The organism is Actinoplanes sp. NPDC019969, from assembly GCF_055562375.1.
Genome location: NZ_JBVHFK010000014.1, coordinates 145,853 through 160,737, shown reverse-complemented (window position 1 = coordinate 160,737; position 14,885 = coordinate 145,853). Strand labels below are relative to the sequence as shown.

General features: G+C 73.0%; 15 protein-coding genes. 5 read left to right on the top strand and 10 right to left on the bottom strand.

Annotated elements, in window-relative coordinates:
* Nucleotides 1–5 precede the first annotated feature (5 nt).
* The 6 genes from ACZ3II_RS35475 to ssd all read right to left on the bottom strand — a co-directional run bounded on the left by ACZ3II_RS35475 (nucleotide 6) and on the right by ssd (nucleotide 4,409).
* Nucleotides 6–191, bottom strand: coding sequence for a DUF4244 domain-containing protein (locus ACZ3II_RS35475; RefSeq protein WP_465523642.1), 186 nt, complete (start codon nucleotides 189–191; stop codon nucleotides 6–8).
* Nucleotides 192–471: 280 nt separating this feature from the next.
* On the bottom strand, nucleotides 472–1,173 hold the full coding sequence (locus tag ACZ3II_RS35470; RefSeq protein WP_465523640.1) for a type II secretion system F family protein: 702 nt from the start codon (nucleotides 1,171–1,173) through the stop codon (nucleotides 472–474).
* A complete protein-coding gene (locus tag ACZ3II_RS35465; RefSeq protein WP_465523638.1) occupies nucleotides 1,170–1,406 on the bottom strand; it encodes a hypothetical protein in 237 nt (78 codons plus the stop codon). The genes ACZ3II_RS35470 and ACZ3II_RS35465 overlap by 4 nt, the downstream gene beginning before the upstream one ends.
* On the bottom strand, nucleotides 1,403–2,149 hold the full coding sequence (locus ACZ3II_RS35460) for a hypothetical protein (protein WP_465523636.1): 747 nt from the start codon (nucleotides 2,147–2,149) through the stop codon (nucleotides 1,403–1,405). Before ACZ3II_RS35460 ends, ACZ3II_RS35465 begins: the two co-directional genes overlap by 4 nt.
* Nucleotides 2,137–3,360, bottom strand: coding sequence for a TadA family conjugal transfer-associated ATPase (locus ACZ3II_RS35455; protein WP_465523634.1), 1,224 nt, complete (start codon nucleotides 3,358–3,360; stop codon nucleotides 2,137–2,139). The genes ACZ3II_RS35460 and ACZ3II_RS35455 overlap by 13 nt, the downstream gene beginning before the upstream one ends.
* Nucleotides 3,357–4,409, bottom strand: coding sequence for a septum site-determining protein Ssd (ssd, locus tag ACZ3II_RS35450; RefSeq protein WP_465523932.1), 1,053 nt, complete (start codon nucleotides 4,407–4,409; stop codon nucleotides 3,357–3,359). Before ssd ends, ACZ3II_RS35455 begins: the two co-directional genes overlap by 4 nt.
* A gap of 230 nt (nucleotides 4,410–4,639) precedes the next feature.
* Here ssd and ACZ3II_RS35445 point away from each other — a divergent pair, with 230 nt between their 5' ends.
* Both ACZ3II_RS35445 and ACZ3II_RS35440 read left to right on the top strand, forming a co-directional pair.
* Nucleotides 4,640–4,996, top strand: coding sequence for an STAS domain-containing protein (locus ACZ3II_RS35445; RefSeq protein WP_465523632.1), 357 nt, complete (start codon nucleotides 4,640–4,642; stop codon nucleotides 4,994–4,996).
* Nucleotides 4,997–5,315: 319 nt separating this feature from the next.
* On the top strand, nucleotides 5,316–6,116 hold the full coding sequence (locus tag ACZ3II_RS35440) for an HAD family hydrolase (RefSeq protein ID WP_465523630.1): 801 nt from the start codon (nucleotides 5,316–5,318) through the stop codon (nucleotides 6,114–6,116).
* Between the two features lie 276 nt (nucleotides 6,117–6,392).
* On the opposite strand, the gene ACZ3II_RS35435 is transcribed toward ACZ3II_RS35440, so the two are convergent.
* Nucleotides 6,393–6,869 (bottom strand): PH domain-containing protein, encoded by a 477-nt coding sequence (locus tag ACZ3II_RS35435; RefSeq protein WP_465523628.1) that lies wholly within the window; start codon nucleotides 6,867–6,869, stop codon nucleotides 6,393–6,395.
* Nucleotides 6,870–6,888: 19 nt separating this feature from the next.
* Nucleotides 6,889–7,620 (bottom strand): Fic family protein, encoded by a 732-nt coding sequence (locus tag ACZ3II_RS35430; protein ID WP_465523626.1) that lies wholly within the window; start codon nucleotides 7,618–7,620, stop codon nucleotides 6,889–6,891.
* 223 nt (nucleotides 7,621–7,843) lie between these two features.
* Between ACZ3II_RS35430 and acs the strand changes: the two genes are divergently transcribed.
* From acs to ACZ3II_RS35415, 3 genes are all read left to right on the top strand, one after another.
* Entirely contained in the window at nucleotides 7,844–9,805 is a 1,962-nt protein-coding gene (gene acs, locus ACZ3II_RS35425) for an acetate--CoA ligase (protein WP_465523624.1), read from the top strand.
* A gap of 79 nt (nucleotides 9,806–9,884) precedes the next feature.
* Nucleotides 9,885–10,250, top strand: coding sequence for a hypothetical protein (locus tag ACZ3II_RS35420; protein ID WP_465523622.1), 366 nt, complete (start codon nucleotides 9,885–9,887; stop codon nucleotides 10,248–10,250).
* Nucleotides 10,251–10,319: 69 nt separating this feature from the next.
* Complete coding sequence (locus ACZ3II_RS35415) at nucleotides 10,320–11,246, top strand: alpha/beta fold hydrolase (protein ID WP_465523620.1); 927 nt, start codon at nucleotides 10,320–10,322, stop codon at nucleotides 11,244–11,246.
* A 230-nt stretch (nucleotides 11,247–11,476) separates the two neighbouring features.
* Here ACZ3II_RS35415 and ACZ3II_RS35410 read toward each other — a convergent pair whose 3' ends face one another.
* Together ACZ3II_RS35410 and ACZ3II_RS35405 are read right to left on the bottom strand one after the other, a co-directional pair.
* On the bottom strand, nucleotides 11,477–11,842 hold the full coding sequence (locus ACZ3II_RS35410; RefSeq protein ID WP_465523618.1) for a hypothetical protein: 366 nt from the start codon (nucleotides 11,840–11,842) through the stop codon (nucleotides 11,477–11,479).
* Nucleotides 11,842–13,032, bottom strand: coding sequence for an SseB family protein (locus tag ACZ3II_RS35405; protein WP_465523930.1), 1,191 nt, complete (start codon nucleotides 13,030–13,032; stop codon nucleotides 11,842–11,844). Before ACZ3II_RS35405 ends, ACZ3II_RS35410 begins: the two co-directional genes overlap by 1 nt.
* Between the last annotated feature and the right edge of the window lie 1,853 nt (nucleotides 13,033–14,885).

Below are 14,885 nucleotides of genomic sequence, written 5' to 3'. Positions count from 1 at the left end.
CCACCTCACTTCAGCGCCCTGCCGATGATCGCGCTGAGGGCCGTCTGCACCGAGCCGCTCGTCACCACCTTGAGCAGTACACCGGCCAGAGCCACCGCGGCGAGCAGGCCCACGGCGTACTCCGCGGTGCTCATCCCGGCGTCGCCGGCTTCGGTCTGGAGCCGCCGGAAGCGGGCGATGAGTTTGTGCACAGGACCTCCTCGATCGTTGGTGCGGCGCCTGTCACGCCACACCGGGGGTTTCACGACACGGCGCCGCCGGATGGCGCCGTGGGTCTTTCACGGGCGGCGGCTCACGCAAAGCGCCGCCGGGTCTCACCAGCGCCTGTCCCAGCACGCCGTAGGTCTCGGCCCTCTCGATGCCACGCAGTGGGCCGCACAGCGCGCCGCAGGTCTCGGCCTCTCGAGAGCCACGCAGTGGGTCGCACAGCGCGCCGCAGGTCTCGGCCTCTCGAGAGCCACGCAGTGGGTCTCACAGCGCGCCCTGGAGGAGGCTGATGAGGACCGGGGCCAGGCCGGCCAGCAGGAACGCCGGCAGGAAGCACAGGCCCAGGGGCAGGACGATCAGGACGGAGGCACGCTGGGCGGCGGCCTCCGCGGCCACCGCGCGGTCGGCGCGCAGGTCGCCGGCGAGGCGTTCCAGGGCGCCGGAGAGGGCGCCGCCGCTCGCGCTGGACCGGACGGCGGCGGCGATCAGCCGGTCCGCCTGGGGGATCCCGGCCAGGTGTGCCCAGGCCTCGGCCGGGTCCGCGCCGAGCCGCAGGGAGCGGGCGGTGCGTTCGAGGCGTTCCCCGAGCGGGCCGCCCAGGGCCTCGGCGACGGCGGTGATCGAACCGTCCACCGCGCCGCCACCCTTCAGCGCCGCCGCCAGCAGGTCCAGACCGAGGGGCAGGTCGGCCAGGGATTCCTCGCGTTCACGGCGTACCTCGGCGGGCTCCCGGCCGCGCAGGAACCGGTCCACGCCGACCCCGGTCGCCACTCCGGCCGGAACTCCCCAGGCGGTGCCGATCAGGCCGGCCACGGCCAGTCCCAGCAGCACCGAGAGGAGCAGCCGGGTCCGTTTGCCGGAGGGTTCGCCGGACGGCCGGGCCCGCCGCAGCCGGAGCCGTCCGGCGGGCAGCAGCAGCACACCGGCCGCCACCACCGTGCACAGCGCCACGACGAGACCGGTCACGACAGCGCCTCCACGGCCGGCGCCGTGGGCGACATCTCGCCGGCCGCTGACAGCCGGCCCGGGACCGTGGCGACGGGGTGCGGGTCCACCCGTACCGGGGAAGGGTTGTCAGCAAGCGCGTCGCACGAGGTGGTGACGCCGTCGGCGCCGAGGAGGGCGGCGACGCAGCATTCGCGGAGGGGTACTCGGACCGGGCCGCCGGGGCGCAGCAGTGCGGTGAGGCCGCATGTCATCGGATCGCCTTTCCGGTGAGGTGCTGGGACCACTTCAGGCCGGCGCTCTGCAGGGCCAGGGCGGTGATGGCGCACGCCGCGCCCCACGGGGTGTGCAGGAGGACCTCGACGGGATCGCCGCCGATCACCGATCCCAGGGCGATCCCGGCCAGCGGTAGCGCCGCGAGCAGGGCGGCTGTGGTCTGGGCCCCGGCGGCCTGGGCAGCGGCGGCCTTGGCGGACCGGCCGGCGGACCGGGCGTCGCGTTCGATCCGTTCCAGCAGGTCGGCGGCGGGGGCGCCGGTACGTTCGGCGAGGCGCCACACCGCGTCGGTCAGCTGGTCGAGGCGCTCGCCGCCGTGGCGCGATCTGTTCGCGGCCACGGAGAGCGGAGGGACCCCGGCACGCAACTCGGCGACCAGAGCGGACACTTCGTCGAGGGCGGCGGCATGACGCGCGCCGATGCGTTTGCGGCCGGTGGTTCGGTTCCATTCGTGCAGGGCCAGACCTACGTAGGTGATGGCGATCACAGCACCGACCGGGCCGCCGGTGACGCCCGCTGCCAGGCCGGCGGTTCCGGTGGCGGCGGTGAGCAGCCGCCAGCGGGGACCGGCGAGCACCGCCTGGATCGCCGCTCGCGGGCGGGACAGGCCGGGCCATCGGCGCGGGCCGAGCAGGCGCGTGCGCGCGGCCGAGCCGGGGCGGGCGGCCAGCACTGCCGCGCTGATCAGGAGCGTCGCGAGCAGCCAGTTCACGACGGCCACCGGCCGGTCCCGGGGGCGGGCGCAACGGCCGCGGGGGTACGGGTATCCAGAGCGGCCGGGACGGCGGTGCCGCGGTCCTGGAGGAGGCGGGCCAGGGTGGCGGCTCCGGGGGCGGCGGTGCGGTCGCGCTGCCAGGCGGGGATGACCGTGGCCAGGCGGTCGGGGCCGGTCGGCTGGAGCACGCCGATCGAGTCCAGGGTGCGGCCGGCGCCCGTACGCCGCAGGTGCAGGACCACCTGCAACGCCGCGACCACCTGAGCGTGCAACGCCGCCCGCGGTAGGCCGCCCAGCATGCCGAGGGCTTCCAGCCGGGCCGGCACGTCGCCCGGCGCGTTGGCGTGCAGCGTCCCCGCCCCGCCCTCGTGGCCGGTGTTCAGCGCGCCGAGCAGGTCGACGATCTCGGCGCCGCGGCACTCGCCGATCACCACGCGGTCGGGCCGCATCCGCAGCGCCTGCCGGATCAGGTCGGTCAGGCCGATCGCGCCGGCGCCCTCGACGTTGGCGGTCCGCGCCTGCAGGGTCACCACGTGCGGGTGGACCGGCCGTAGCTCCGCCGCGTCCTCGACCAGGACGATCCGTTCGGTCGGCGGCACCAGGCCGAGCAGCGTGGCGAGCAGGGTGGTCTTGCCGCTGCCGGTGCCGCCGGTCACCAGGTACGCCAGCCGCGCCCGCACCACGGCGGCCAGCACCTCCGCCGCCTCCGGGGCGACGGTTCCGTGCCGCACCAGGTCGTCGAGGGTGAACGGGCGCTGCCGGAAGGTCCGCAGGGACAGGCACGGCCCGTTGACGGCGACCGGCGGCAGCACCGCGTGCAGCCGGGTGCCGTCGGGCAGCCGCGCGTCGGCGTAGGGCTGCCCGTCGTCGAGCCGCCGCCCGCACGCCGCGACCAGCCGTTGCGCCAGCCGGCGCACCTCACCGGCATCGGTGAGCCGGACGGTGGCCCGTTCCAGGCCGGCGCCCCGGTCCACCCAGACCTGGCGGTCGGTCACCAGCACGTCGGTCACCTGCGGGTCGGCGAGCAGCGGCGCGAGCGGGCCGGCTCCGATCAGCTCGTCGCGCACCTGTCCGGCCAGCCGCAGCACGGCGGTGTCGCCGAGCACCGTGGTCTCCTTGCGGACCGCGCTGACCACGGCAGCGGGCGTGGCCTCCAGGCCCTCCTGCGCGAACCGCCGCCGGACGCGGCCGGTGGCGTCGTCGACCACCCCGGTCATGCCATCACCGCCGGGGAGGGCCGGGTGCTGGTCAGGTCGGTAATGAGACGCCGGCAGAGGACGGCGAGGTGGCCTTTGCCGTCGGCGGTGGGGGCGCGGCCCTCCTCGATGCCGCGGCACACCGCGGACTCCGGCCGCAGTGTCCCGGCCAGCGGCAGCCGCAGCGCGTGGGCGATGTCCCGGGCCCGCAGGTTTCCCGGGGCGGGGCCGCGCACCACGACGGCGACGTTCTCGCAGTGCGCGGCGACGACCGCCGCCGTCCGGACCGCGGACGCCGTGGCCCGCAGCTCGGCCGGCACCACCAGCAGGGTCCGGTCGGCGGCCTGCAGGGCCAGCAGCGCGGCGTCGTCGAGTTGCCGCGGCAGGTCCGCGATGATCACGTCGCGGCCGCGGCGGGCGGCGTCCAGGGTGGCGGCCATCGCCTCGATCGGGACGCCCGGCAGCTCGGCCCGGTCGAACGAGAGCAGCACCAGGTCGCCGCGGTGCGGGAGGGCGCCGAGCAGGGCCGGTGGATCCACCCGCCCGTCCGCTCCGGCGAGCGCGGACCAGCGCAGCCCGCCCACCTCCTCCCAGCCGAGGACCAGGTCGAGGCCGCCGCCGAGCGGGTCGCCGTCGATGAGCAGGGTCCGGTGCCCGGCGCGGACGGCGGTGGTGGCGAGCCCGGCCGCGAGGATGCTCGCCCCGGCTCCGCCGCGGCCACCGATCACGGCGAGGGTCCGGGAGACGGCGGAGCCGCCGGGCCGCTGCGCGAACAGGTCGGCCACCCACAGGTCGGCGTCGGGCAGGACCGCCACGTGCTCGGCGCCGATAAGGTCGGCCACGTTCCAGGCCGGGGCGATCGTGCCGGTGTGCCCGATCAGGACGATCCGGGCGCGGCGGGGCAGCCGGGCGCGCAGGCAGGCCGCCGCTTGGTCCGCTCCGACCAGCACGAACGGCGCACCGTGCCAGCGCGCCCGGGCGGCGGCCGGGTCGGGTGCCACATCGGTCTCGGCGCCGGCCGGCGCGGCGAGGCGCAACAGGTCGTCGAGCAGGTCCGGATCGGCGGTCACGAGCAGCGGACGTCGCGGGGCGGGCATCACGGACCTCCAGCGGGAGCGGCGGGTTGGGCGCCCACCGTCGCCGGGTCCGGACGGCGGCGCCAACCAGGGCCACGCCCCGCTGTGGACCACCGCCGTCTGTGGACGAGGCGCCCGGGCGGGGGCCGTTCTGCTACGCGCCGGGTTGGTCCCGCCGGGGGTTGGGTATGTTTGATGGCTCATACGGACCGTTGGAGCCATGCATGGAGACTTCGATCAGGACGACACTCGCCGACGACGGCACGGTGATCGTCACCGTGTTCGGCGAGATCGACTTCTCGAACTCCGACGAGGTGGCCCAGGGCCTGCACGACGCCGTGACCGACTGGTCGCCGCCGCTGCTCCTGGTCGATCTGGCCGACGCCGCCTTCATCGACTCGACCGGTCTGGGCGCGCTGATCGAGGGCTACCGCACGGCCACCGCCCACGGCGCCGACTTCCGGGTGATCAATCCGAGCGACACGTTCCGCCGGGTCCTGACGGTGACCGGCCTCTCCGACTTCTTCGGCCTGATCGAGTCCGACAGCGCGTCGGAGGCGTCCCAGGCGACCGGCGCCTGAGAAAGGGAACGACCCCCGTCGGGGGAGACGGGGGCCGTCCTTGGATTCGGCTCCGGGGGGGTCGAGCCGAATCGCCCGGCGATCGCGGGGGGCGCAATCACCGGAAATCGATCGAAACTGTCATTACTCAGCGCACTGAGTAGTCACTAAGCCGGTAGCAAACACAAGTTTGCCTCAGAGTGAGTGTCCCCGTCGAGTACCGAATATCGCCACGTGGGACGGTCCGGCCGGTCTGACCGTTTTCACCGTGCGTCACGGGCGGGCGCGTCCCGGTGGCGGGGCAGTCGTTGCTGGGGTGTTGCGGCTACACTTTCGGCCCGTGGGCCTGAGCGCCGCCTTTTTCGACCTCGACAAGACCGTCATCGCCAAGTCCAGTGCGCTGGCCTTCGGACGGCCGTTCTATCGTGATGGCCTGATCAGCCGCCGTGACGTGGTGAAGACCGCCTATGCCCAGTTGATGTTCCGCCTCGGCGGCGGCACCGACGAGCAGTCGATGGCACGCACCCGCGACTACATGGCCGCCCTGTGCAAGGGCTGGCGGGTCGAGCAGGTGCAGCAGATCGTCGCCGAGACGCTGAACGATCTGATCAACCCCTATGTGTACGCGGAAGCAGCCGCGCTGATCGCCGAGCACCAGGCGGCGGGGCGGGACGTGGTGCTGGTCTCGGCGTCCGGTGACGAGATGGTCCGCCCGATCGGCGCGCTGCTCGGCATCACCGATGTCATCGCGACCCGGATGGCGATCGTCGACGGGCGTTACAGCGGGGCTGTGGAGTTCTACTCGGCGGGCCCGGCCAAGGTGGTCGGGGTGCGCCGGCTGGCCGAGGAGCGGGGCTACGACCTCACCGAGTGTTACGCGTACTCGGACTCCAGCAGTGACCTTCCGCTGTTGGAGTCCGTGGGCCACCCGAGTGCCGTCAACCCGGATCGGGCACTACGGCGGGTAGCGGCGCTGCGGTCCTGGCCGGTCCTCGAGTTCCGTCACCCCGTACCCCTCGGAAAGCGCCTCCGGGATCGCCCTGCCGTGCCCGTCGCCGCGGCCCTGAGCGTGGGTGTCGGGGTGGCCATCGGCGTCGCTCTCTATGGCCGGCACCGCCGGGCCCGCGCCGCTGTCGCCTGACAATGTCTGAGCATTGTCCTTTCGGGTCCTCATTCTTCGTGAAACCTGGCGATCATGCCGGCGGGCGGCGTAGAAAGAACTCGCGGGCCCGTTGAATCGGGCACCGTGCACGGCCACCGGGAACCCACGCGCGATCAGCCACGGCAGGCACGTTGCGACGGGACCTCAGCCCTCCGGGGTTCTGGACCGTCGACAACGACCCAGGTGCACGCTTGATAACCCGGTCCGGACGCGCACAGCCGGCGCCCCCGAGTGGGACGCCGGCTCTTTTCCTGTTCAGCGGAAGTGCGCCGCCCGGTGCCGGTCGCGGATCTCCTGGTAGACGGCACGGAAGAGTTTCGGCCGGGCGTGGAAGTCGACGCCCTGGGCCCACAGCTCGGTGTTCACCGTCGCACCGTCGTGCCGCTCGATCAGGACGGTCATGTCCTTCTGGAGCTCCCAGCACCCCACCTTGTGGATCCGCTGGTGCAGGTGCACGCCGGCCACCTCGGGCCAGCGCATCCGCCGGGACCGGACCAGGCCGCGGATCAGCACGCCCTCGGTGCTGACGTAGACCCCGTGCTCGATGATCCGCCAGGCGCCCAGCACCCAGACCGCGGCGAGCACGCAGGCCACCGCGCGGACCCCGTGCCCGATCAGATCGAACTGACGGATCGAGGCCCAGGTGAGGAGGGCGAGCGCGGCGGCTTCCCAGCCGATCACTATCCAGCGTCCGGTGCCCGGAGTGTACGGGCGAACCCAATACGAACCCACGCCCTGAAGTATGCAGGCGTCAGGCCGCCGCGAGCACACCGTCGCCGATGGTGGTGATTTCACCGGCGCCGACCGTGATCGCCGCGGCGTAGTGCCGCAGCCAGGACCGGACGCCATCGGGGGTTCCGGTGGCGTAGGCGCCGGCCGACCCGGTGTACTCGGGTTCCCGCTCCAGGTGCCCGACCTCGACGGCGACTAGGCCGCGCGGGTCGAAGCCGCGGCCGATCAGGGTGAGGCGGGCCGCGGCGCGGGCCACCACCCCGGCCGGCCCGGCGAACGGCCGCAGGGTGATCAGCTCGGCGTGCACGACGGCGGCGAGCAGCATCGGCGGGGTGGTCTCGTTGCCGGCGACCAGTCCGGCCAGCGCGTCGATCCGTTCCGCGGCGGAGGTGAGCCGGCCCAGGTCGTGGTCGTGGACGACGCCGCGGGCGGCCAGGACGTGCAGTTTGGCGAGGACCTGGCGGGGCGCGCGGCCCCACAGGTCGACCAGGCCGGGGAGGGACTCGGCGACCCGCAGGGCGCCCTGCACGACGGGATCGGTGACGGTGCCGCCGCGGACCTCCTCGATGTCGTACCGGCTGCCCTCGAGGGCCGCGCTGGCGACCGCGGCGCGGAGGCTGGCCTCGGCGGCGACCTGGCCGCCGTGCCGGCGCAGGGCTCGGTGCCGGTGGGCGGCGTCGACGGACTCTCGGGCGGCCGCGAAGGCGGGCGCGACCTCGGCGAGGTCGAGCAACGGGGCTAGTGGATCCACGTGACCACGGTAGTGAACGCCGCCGACGGTAAAACAGCGGAAACACGGGGTGCACAAATGAGCTTGGAACTGGCAAGATTCGCGCAGTACCGATCATCAATCGGCCGGTCGGCGCGCGCACGACGCCATCGGGCGCGAGGTGACGCGCAAACCTTCGCCGGGCACACCGGCGCAACTAGTGTGCAAACGAAGAGACCCCGGTCACGGCAGAGGAGCCGCCCTCATGAGTGAGACCTTGGAGAATCTGTCCTCGGAGACGCGGAGGTTCCCGCCGCCCGCCGATCTGGCGGCGAACGCCAATGTGAAGGCTGACGCCTACGAGGAGGCCGCCGCCGATCGGCTGGCCTTCTGGGCGAAGCAGGCCGAACGCCTGACCTGGGCCAAGCCGTGGGACCAGGTCCTGGACTGGTCGAACCCGCCGTTCGCGAAGTGGTTCGTCGGCGGCGAGCTGAACATCGCCTACAACTGCGTGGACCGGCACGTCGAGGCCGGCAACGGGGACAAGGTCGCCATCCACTGGGAGGGCGAGCCCGGCGACACCCGTGCCGTCACGTACTCCGACCTGCTGAAGCTGGTCAGCCAGGCGGCGAACACGCTGACCGACCTGGGCGTCACCGCGGGCGACCGCGTGATGATCTACATGCCGATGATCCCGGAGGCGGCGGTGGCGATGCTCGCCTGCGCCCGGATCGGGGCCACGCACAGCGTCGTGTTCGGCGGGTTCTCGGTGGACGCGCTGGCCACCCGGATCGACGACGCGGACGCCAAGGTCGTCATCACCGCCGACGGCGGGTACCGCCGGGGCAAGCCGTCGGCGCTCAAGCCCACCGTGGACGAGGCGGTGGCGCGGACCGGGCGCATCGAGCACGTGCTGGTGGTCCGGCGGACCGGCCAGGAGGTCGCCTGGACCGACAAGGACAAGTGGTGGCACGAGACCGTCGAGCAGGCCGACCCTTCGCACGCCGCGCCGGCGTTCGACGCCGAGCACCCGCTGTTCATCCTCTACACCTCGGGCACCACCGGTAAGCCCAAGGGCATCCTGCACACCACCGGCGGTTACCTGACCCAGACCTCGTACACCCACCACGCGGTCTTCGACCTCAAGCCGGAGACCGACGTCTACTGGTGCACCGCCGACATCGGCTGGGTGACCGGGCACTCCTACATCGTCTACGGGCCGCTCTCCAACGGCGCGACCCAGGTGATGTACGAGGGCACCCCGGACACTCCCGACCGCGGCCGGTTCTGGCAGATCGTCGACAAGTACAAGGTGTCCATCCTGTACACCGCCCCGACGCTGATCCGCACCATGATGAAGTGGGGCGACGACATCCCCGCCAAGTACGACCTGTCGTCGCTGCGGGTCCTCGGCAGCGTGGGCGAGCCGATCAACCCGGAGGCGTGGATCTGGTACCGGCAGCATGTCGGCCGGGAGCGCACCCCGATCGTGGACACCTGGTGGCAGACCGAGACCGGCTCGATCATGATCTCCCCGCTGCCCGGGGTGACCGAGACGAAGCCGGGCTCGGCGATGACCGCGCTGCCCGGCATCGGCGCCGACGTGATCGACGACCAGGCCCAGTCGGTGCCGAACGGCGGTGGCGGCTTCCTGGTGCTGACCGAGCCGTGGCCGTCGATGCTGCGCGGCATCTGGGGTGACGACAAGCGCTTCATCGACACGTACTGGTCGCGGTTCGAGGGCTTCTACTTCGCCGGCGACGGCGCGAAGAAGGACGAGGACGGCGCGCTCTGGCTGCTCGGCCGGGTCGACGACGTCATGCTGGTGTCCGGGCACAACATCTCGACGACCGAGGTGGAATCGGCGCTGGTATCGCACCCGTCGGTGGCCGAGGCGGCAGTGGTCGGCGCGACCGACCCGACGACCGGGCAGGCGATCGTGGCGTTCACCATCCCGCGCGGCAATGTGGACACCGAGGGCGACGCGGGCGAGCAGCTGATCAAGGACCTGCGGAACCACGTGGCCAAGACCCTCGGCCCGATCGCCAAGCCGCGGCAGATCATGCTGGTCGCCGAGCTGCCGAAGACCCGGTCCGGCAAGATCATGCGGCGGCTGCTCCGGGATGTCGCGGAGAACCGGTCCCTCGGTGACGTGACGACGCTGCAGGACTCGACGGTGATGGACCTGATCTCGTCCGGCCTGAAGACGGCCAAGCCGGAGGACTGACCGGTCACCGGTTCCGTGTGCGGGCCTCCCGCGCACGGAACCGGGACCCGCGGCGGTTCGTCCCAGCATCATGGCTTTCATGCGTACGCGTACCCCGTACAAGATAGGTCTGGCCCTGGCAGTGGGGGTCGCCCTGACCGGATGTGGGAATCAAGCCGGAAGCGTCGCGCCATCCCCCAGCGCCAGCCCGTCGGCCACTCCGCCACGCGAACCCGGTGACCAGGCCCCGAGCACCGGATGGGTGGCCGGCATGGTGACGATCGGCGGCAGCGGCCCGTGCTACGGCCTGATCGCCGACGACGGCGAGCGATACGCGCTCTACTCCACCGGCGGCATCGAGTTGAAGCAGGGATCGCGGGTACGGGTCCTGCTGGAACCGACCATGGTGCGGATCTATTGCGGTCCCGGCTCGTTGATGGCGATGACCGATGCGGAACAGATCTGATGATCACAGTGCGGCCCCATTTCGCCACTGCCCGGCATCGGGCGTGACAGCGGGACATAGGCTGACGACATGGGCGGTCAGGTGGACGAGTCGTGCGTGCTGACGGAGGGCCCGTGGAGGCACCGGTTCGTCGGCGCCAACGGCAGCCGGTTCCACGTCGCTGAGGTCGGCACCGGGCCGCTCGTCCTGTTCCTGCACGGCTTCCCGGAGTTCTGGTGGGCCTGGCACGACATCATGACCCGGGTCGCGGACGCCGGTTTCCGTGCCGCCGCCATCGACCTGCGCGGTTACGGCGCGAGCGACAAACCCCCGCGCGGCTACGACGGTTACACCATGGCCGCCGACGTGACCGGCCTGATCCGGGCCCTCGGCGAGCGGTCGGCGACCGTGGTGGGGGCCGGAGCCGGCGGCATGATCGGCTGGGCGGCCGCCTCGTTCCATCCGAAACTGGTCAACCGGCTCGTGGTTCTCGGCGCCGCACACCCGCTGCGGCTGCGGGCCGCGGTCTTCGCCGATCCGCGCGGCCAGCTCGCCGCGTCGGCCACCGTGGTGCGGTTCCAGGTGCCCCGGTTCGAGCACGTGCTGACCCGTGACGACGCCGCCCTGGTCGGTGAGCTGATGGCGAAGTGGAGCAGTCCACGATGGGCGGCCTCGCCGGAGTTCGCGGACTACGCGGCCCGCTGCCGGGAGGCGATGCGGATCCCGCAGGCGTCGTTCTGCGCCCTCGAGGCGTACCGATGGGTGGCCCGCAGCGCGCTGCGCCTGCAGGGTTACCGGTTCGTCAAACTGATGCAGCGGCCGTCGAGCGTGCCGACCCTGCAGCTGCACGGCGAGCTGGACACCGCGGTGCTGCCGCGGACCGCGCAGGGCTCCGGACGTTACGTGACCGCCCCCTACGAGTGGCGGCTCATCCCGGAGGCCGGCCACTTCCTGCACCAGGAGACGCCCGACGTGGTGACCGGCGAGATCCTGCGCTGGCTCAAGACCCCGTCCTGAGCGGGTCCTTACCGCTTGCTTAAACGTTCCTTTAAAAGATCAACTTCGGGCCGGTTCTCACCTAACGTCATCGTCGTCGCGGTCACGCCGTTCCCCGTCCCGACATCCCCCCGGTGGCCATTCCCCTTTCTCTCCTCCTCGGTCACCGGCTCCGGATCGGGCGAAGGGCTCCCTGCCTCTGGCGGGGAGCCCTTTCACAAGCTTTCGGTGGTACGGGGTGAGCGCGCTGATCAGACCCGGTGCTCGTACCGGTCGCGGACCTCGTTGGCCGGCGCCCAGCCCTGATAGACGCCGTAGTCGAACTCCTCCAGACCCAGCTGGCGGGCGACCGGGGCACGACCGCCCGTGTACTCCAGGCGCAGCCACGCATCGGCCTCGGCGAGAACCACGAACGGCTCGCCGCGCCAGGTGCACAGGGTCCGCACGTACGACATCTCGTCGAACTCGTCCGGCTCCAGCACCCGGACGTACCGCCCCGGCTTGATCTCCTCGAAACCGTCCTCCGGCGAGCCGGAATAGATCCGCGCCCGGTCACCGTCCGGTGCCGCGTCGTACTCCCGGCCCTGCCAGGTGACCACGTAGCCGTCACGCATCACTACTCACCCACCCGGCGCCACAACGGGCCGTCCGCGTCGAAGATCGCCATCATCCGCTCGGTGCCGTCCGCGTCGATGCTCCAGAGCTGCGCGCCGTGCGGCAGCCGGACGCTGTCCACCTTGAACTCGGCGATCACGTCCCGGCCCTCGCCCGGCGCGAACCCGTTGCCCCGGAACGGCGGGCGCTCGATCACCCAGCCGTCCATGGCGCGGAGCGCCTGCTCGTTCTGCCCGCCGTAGGGGATCCGGTACAGACTCGGCCGGTACGCCGGCCAGCGCAGCACGAACGCCTCCTTCGCGTCCGGCTGGAACGGCGACGCCTCGTAGAACAGCCCGAGAGCGGAGAACAACTCGCCCGGCGTGCGCAGGTGCTCCACCTCGGAAGCCCGGTGCACGAAACCGGCGACCCGGTCGTACCCCCGGTCCAGGTAGTAGTCGACCTGCTCGGCCGAGATCGTCTTCTGCATGACGGTGGCCTGCTGCGCCTCGTCACTGGCCGGCTCCGGAGCAGGCACCGGCGCCGGCTGCGGCTCCGCCACCGGCCCGTCGACGGGCTCCGCGCCCAGACCGGCCTCGGTCGCCCAGTTCGCCAGCGCGATTATCTGCGCGCCCGGGTACTTCGCGCCGACCGGCGTACCCGGGTTCACCGCGAACGACCAGGCCGGATCCGGCCAGTTCCGGATCAGCTCGTAGAACCGCACCCCGACCGTCCGGGTCGGCTCCCCGAAGTGCTCCGAAAGCCGGTCCTTGCTGGTGAAGACGATCAGGAAACGCTCCCCGTCCACCTCCTCCGGCAGGAACGCGAAACCGGACTCGCCCGGCGCGCTGCCCGGCCGGGAGTGACTCGCGACCGGCACCAGCACCTTCGCCAGCAGCAACGTCGACAGGAAGACGTCGGTGTCGCCCGCGTCCGCCGCGTCCTGCAACTCCCGCTCGACGTCGTTGGCCGGCACGAAATCCACCGCCGGCGTGCCGCGGGAACCGGTCGCCGAACCGGAGACACCCATGTTGCTCGCGCCGGGCGGGGTGTACCCGCTGCTGGGGGCGACGGGCAGCGCCTGCGTCGCGAAAGCCGGGCTCCCGTACGCCTGGGTGGCGTAGGCGGAGGCCGGGCTGCCCTGCGGGGGAAGTCCGTAGCCCCCTCCCACGGGCGGGACCGGTGGGCTGTAGGCCTGCGGGGTGGCCGGCACGGCGGAACCGTAGCCAGGACCCGACGGGTAGGCGGAAACCGGCCGGCTGGCTCCCGGCGCGCCCGGGATCACCGGCGGGAGCAGGTTCGTTCGCGTGGTGGCCGCGGGGTGTTCATCGGGATCCACGCGCGGGGCGATCGACGGGGCCGGGCCGGACGGGCCGAACCGATCGGCGGCAGGCGGCTGACCCGGGCGGTCAGCGGCAGGCGCCGGACCCGGCCGGTGAGCGGCAGGCGCCGGACCCGGCCGGTCGCCGCTGGGTGCCTGACCGGGGCGGTCGCCGGCGGGTGGGGCGGCCCGCTCCCACGCGGGGGCGGTGGGGTCGGTTGCCGGTGCACGGTTGGCGCCCAGAGCCTGGGCGGCGGCGGCCATCGAGGCGGGGCGCTCGGAGGGCGGGGTGACCTGACGGCGCGGCAGAGCGCCACCGGGGCCACCCGACGGTGCGGAGGGAGCCGGTTGGCCGGTCGGCGCGGCACCGGACCGCGGATCCTGCCCGGAAGCCGCCGCCGATCCGAATCCCGGCCCCTGACCCGACGGCGAACCCGTCCCTTGACCGGACGGCGAACCGAAACCGGGGCTTGCGCCCGGGTCCTGACTGGCGTGCGGGCCGAACGCGGACGAGACGCCCGGTCCTCGGCCGGACTGCGAGCCGGGTCCGGAGGATACGCCCGGGCCCTGACCGGGCTGCGGACCGAAGCCGGGCGGAGTACCCGGTCCAGTCGGCGCGGGCGAAGCCGGCCGGACGGCCGGGCCGGGCGGCGGAGGCGTGTTGCCGCCCTTCGAGCCCACCGGGACAAAACCAGCCATACTGGTCATCGGGCCGCCACCGGTCGACTGACCGGGCTGCCGCCGCGGCAGCGCACCTCCCGAAGCGGAACCCGCCGGCGGAACGCTGGCCGGCATCGGACCGCCGAGTGGCGCATTGGGCGGCAGCGGGTTCCCGGGCGGAGCGCTGGCCGGAAGTGGACTCCCGGACGGGGCACCAGCCGAGACCTGATTACCGGGCGGCGCGCCGGCCGGAAGCGAACTTCCGGGCAGGGTGCCGGCCGAGAACTGATTGCTCGGCGGGGCGCTGGCGGGGAACGCGCTGGTCGGCGCCACGCCAGAGGACGGGGTGGCCATCGGCGGCGCGCTCGCCGGAGCGGTCCGGGCCTGCTCGGCCCTCTGGTTCACCGCCCACTGCGAGTCGACCGCGGCCTCGGCCGGGTCGTACGGCGCGACGTGCTCGGGCACCGGAGGCGTGTTCGCCATCGGGGTCCGGACGGGCAGGGGCGCCTTCAGGTCCTGCAGGGGCCCGCGCGGGTCCTCCTCCGGCCGGAACGGCATCCCGGGCTTGTCCCACCCGGGAGTCGCCATCCCGGTTCCGGTGGCACCCCGGCCGGACGCCGAAGCGCCGGAGGCCGGGGCTCCGGAGGCCGGGATCCCCGACGCGGGAATACCGGAGGCGGGAATGCCCGAGGCCGGGACACCGGAGGCAGGGATCCCCGAGGCGGGGAACGCCGACGCGTGGCCAGGAACGCCGGGTCCAGGAAAACCAGGTCCGGGAACGCCAGGCGCGGGAAAGCCGGAAACGGGCGCCCCGGAAGCAGGGATCCCGGACGCCGGAACACCCGAGGCCGGGATGGACGCCGGAACACCTGACGCCGGGACGGCGGAAGGCGGAGCGAGACCCGGAGAGGGCGCACCCGGCGGGACAGCCGGCGGCTGGTACGGAGCAGGCGTGGTCGAGGCTCCCGGACTCCGCACCGGGAGCCCGCTCGGCGTCGTGCCGCTCGGTGTCCGGATCGGCAGCCCACCCGGCCCGATCGGAGTCTGGCCACCGGGCCGGGCCGGGGCGAAGCCCTCCGGCTCGG

Coding starts and splice junctions, on each gene's coding strand:
- ACZ3II_RS35465 (WP_465523638.1), bottom strand. CDS start 1,406: ATGACATGCGGCCTCACCGCACTGCTGCGCCCCGGCGGCCCGGTCCGA.
- ACZ3II_RS35455 (WP_465523634.1), bottom strand. CDS start 3,360: ATGACCGGGGTGGTCGACGACGCCACCGGCCGCGTCCGGCGGCGGTTC.
- ACZ3II_RS35445 (WP_465523632.1), top strand. CDS start 4,640: ATGGAGACTTCGATCAGGACGACACTCGCCGACGACGGCACGGTGATC.
- acs (WP_465523624.1), top strand. CDS start 7,844: ATGAGTGAGACCTTGGAGAATCTGTCCTCGGAGACGCGGAGGTTCCCG.
- ACZ3II_RS35420 (WP_465523622.1), top strand. CDS start 9,885: ATGCGTACGCGTACCCCGTACAAGATAGGTCTGGCCCTGGCAGTGGGG.
- ACZ3II_RS35415 (WP_465523620.1), top strand. CDS start 10,320: ATGGGCGGTCAGGTGGACGAGTCGTGCGTGCTGACGGAGGGCCCGTGG.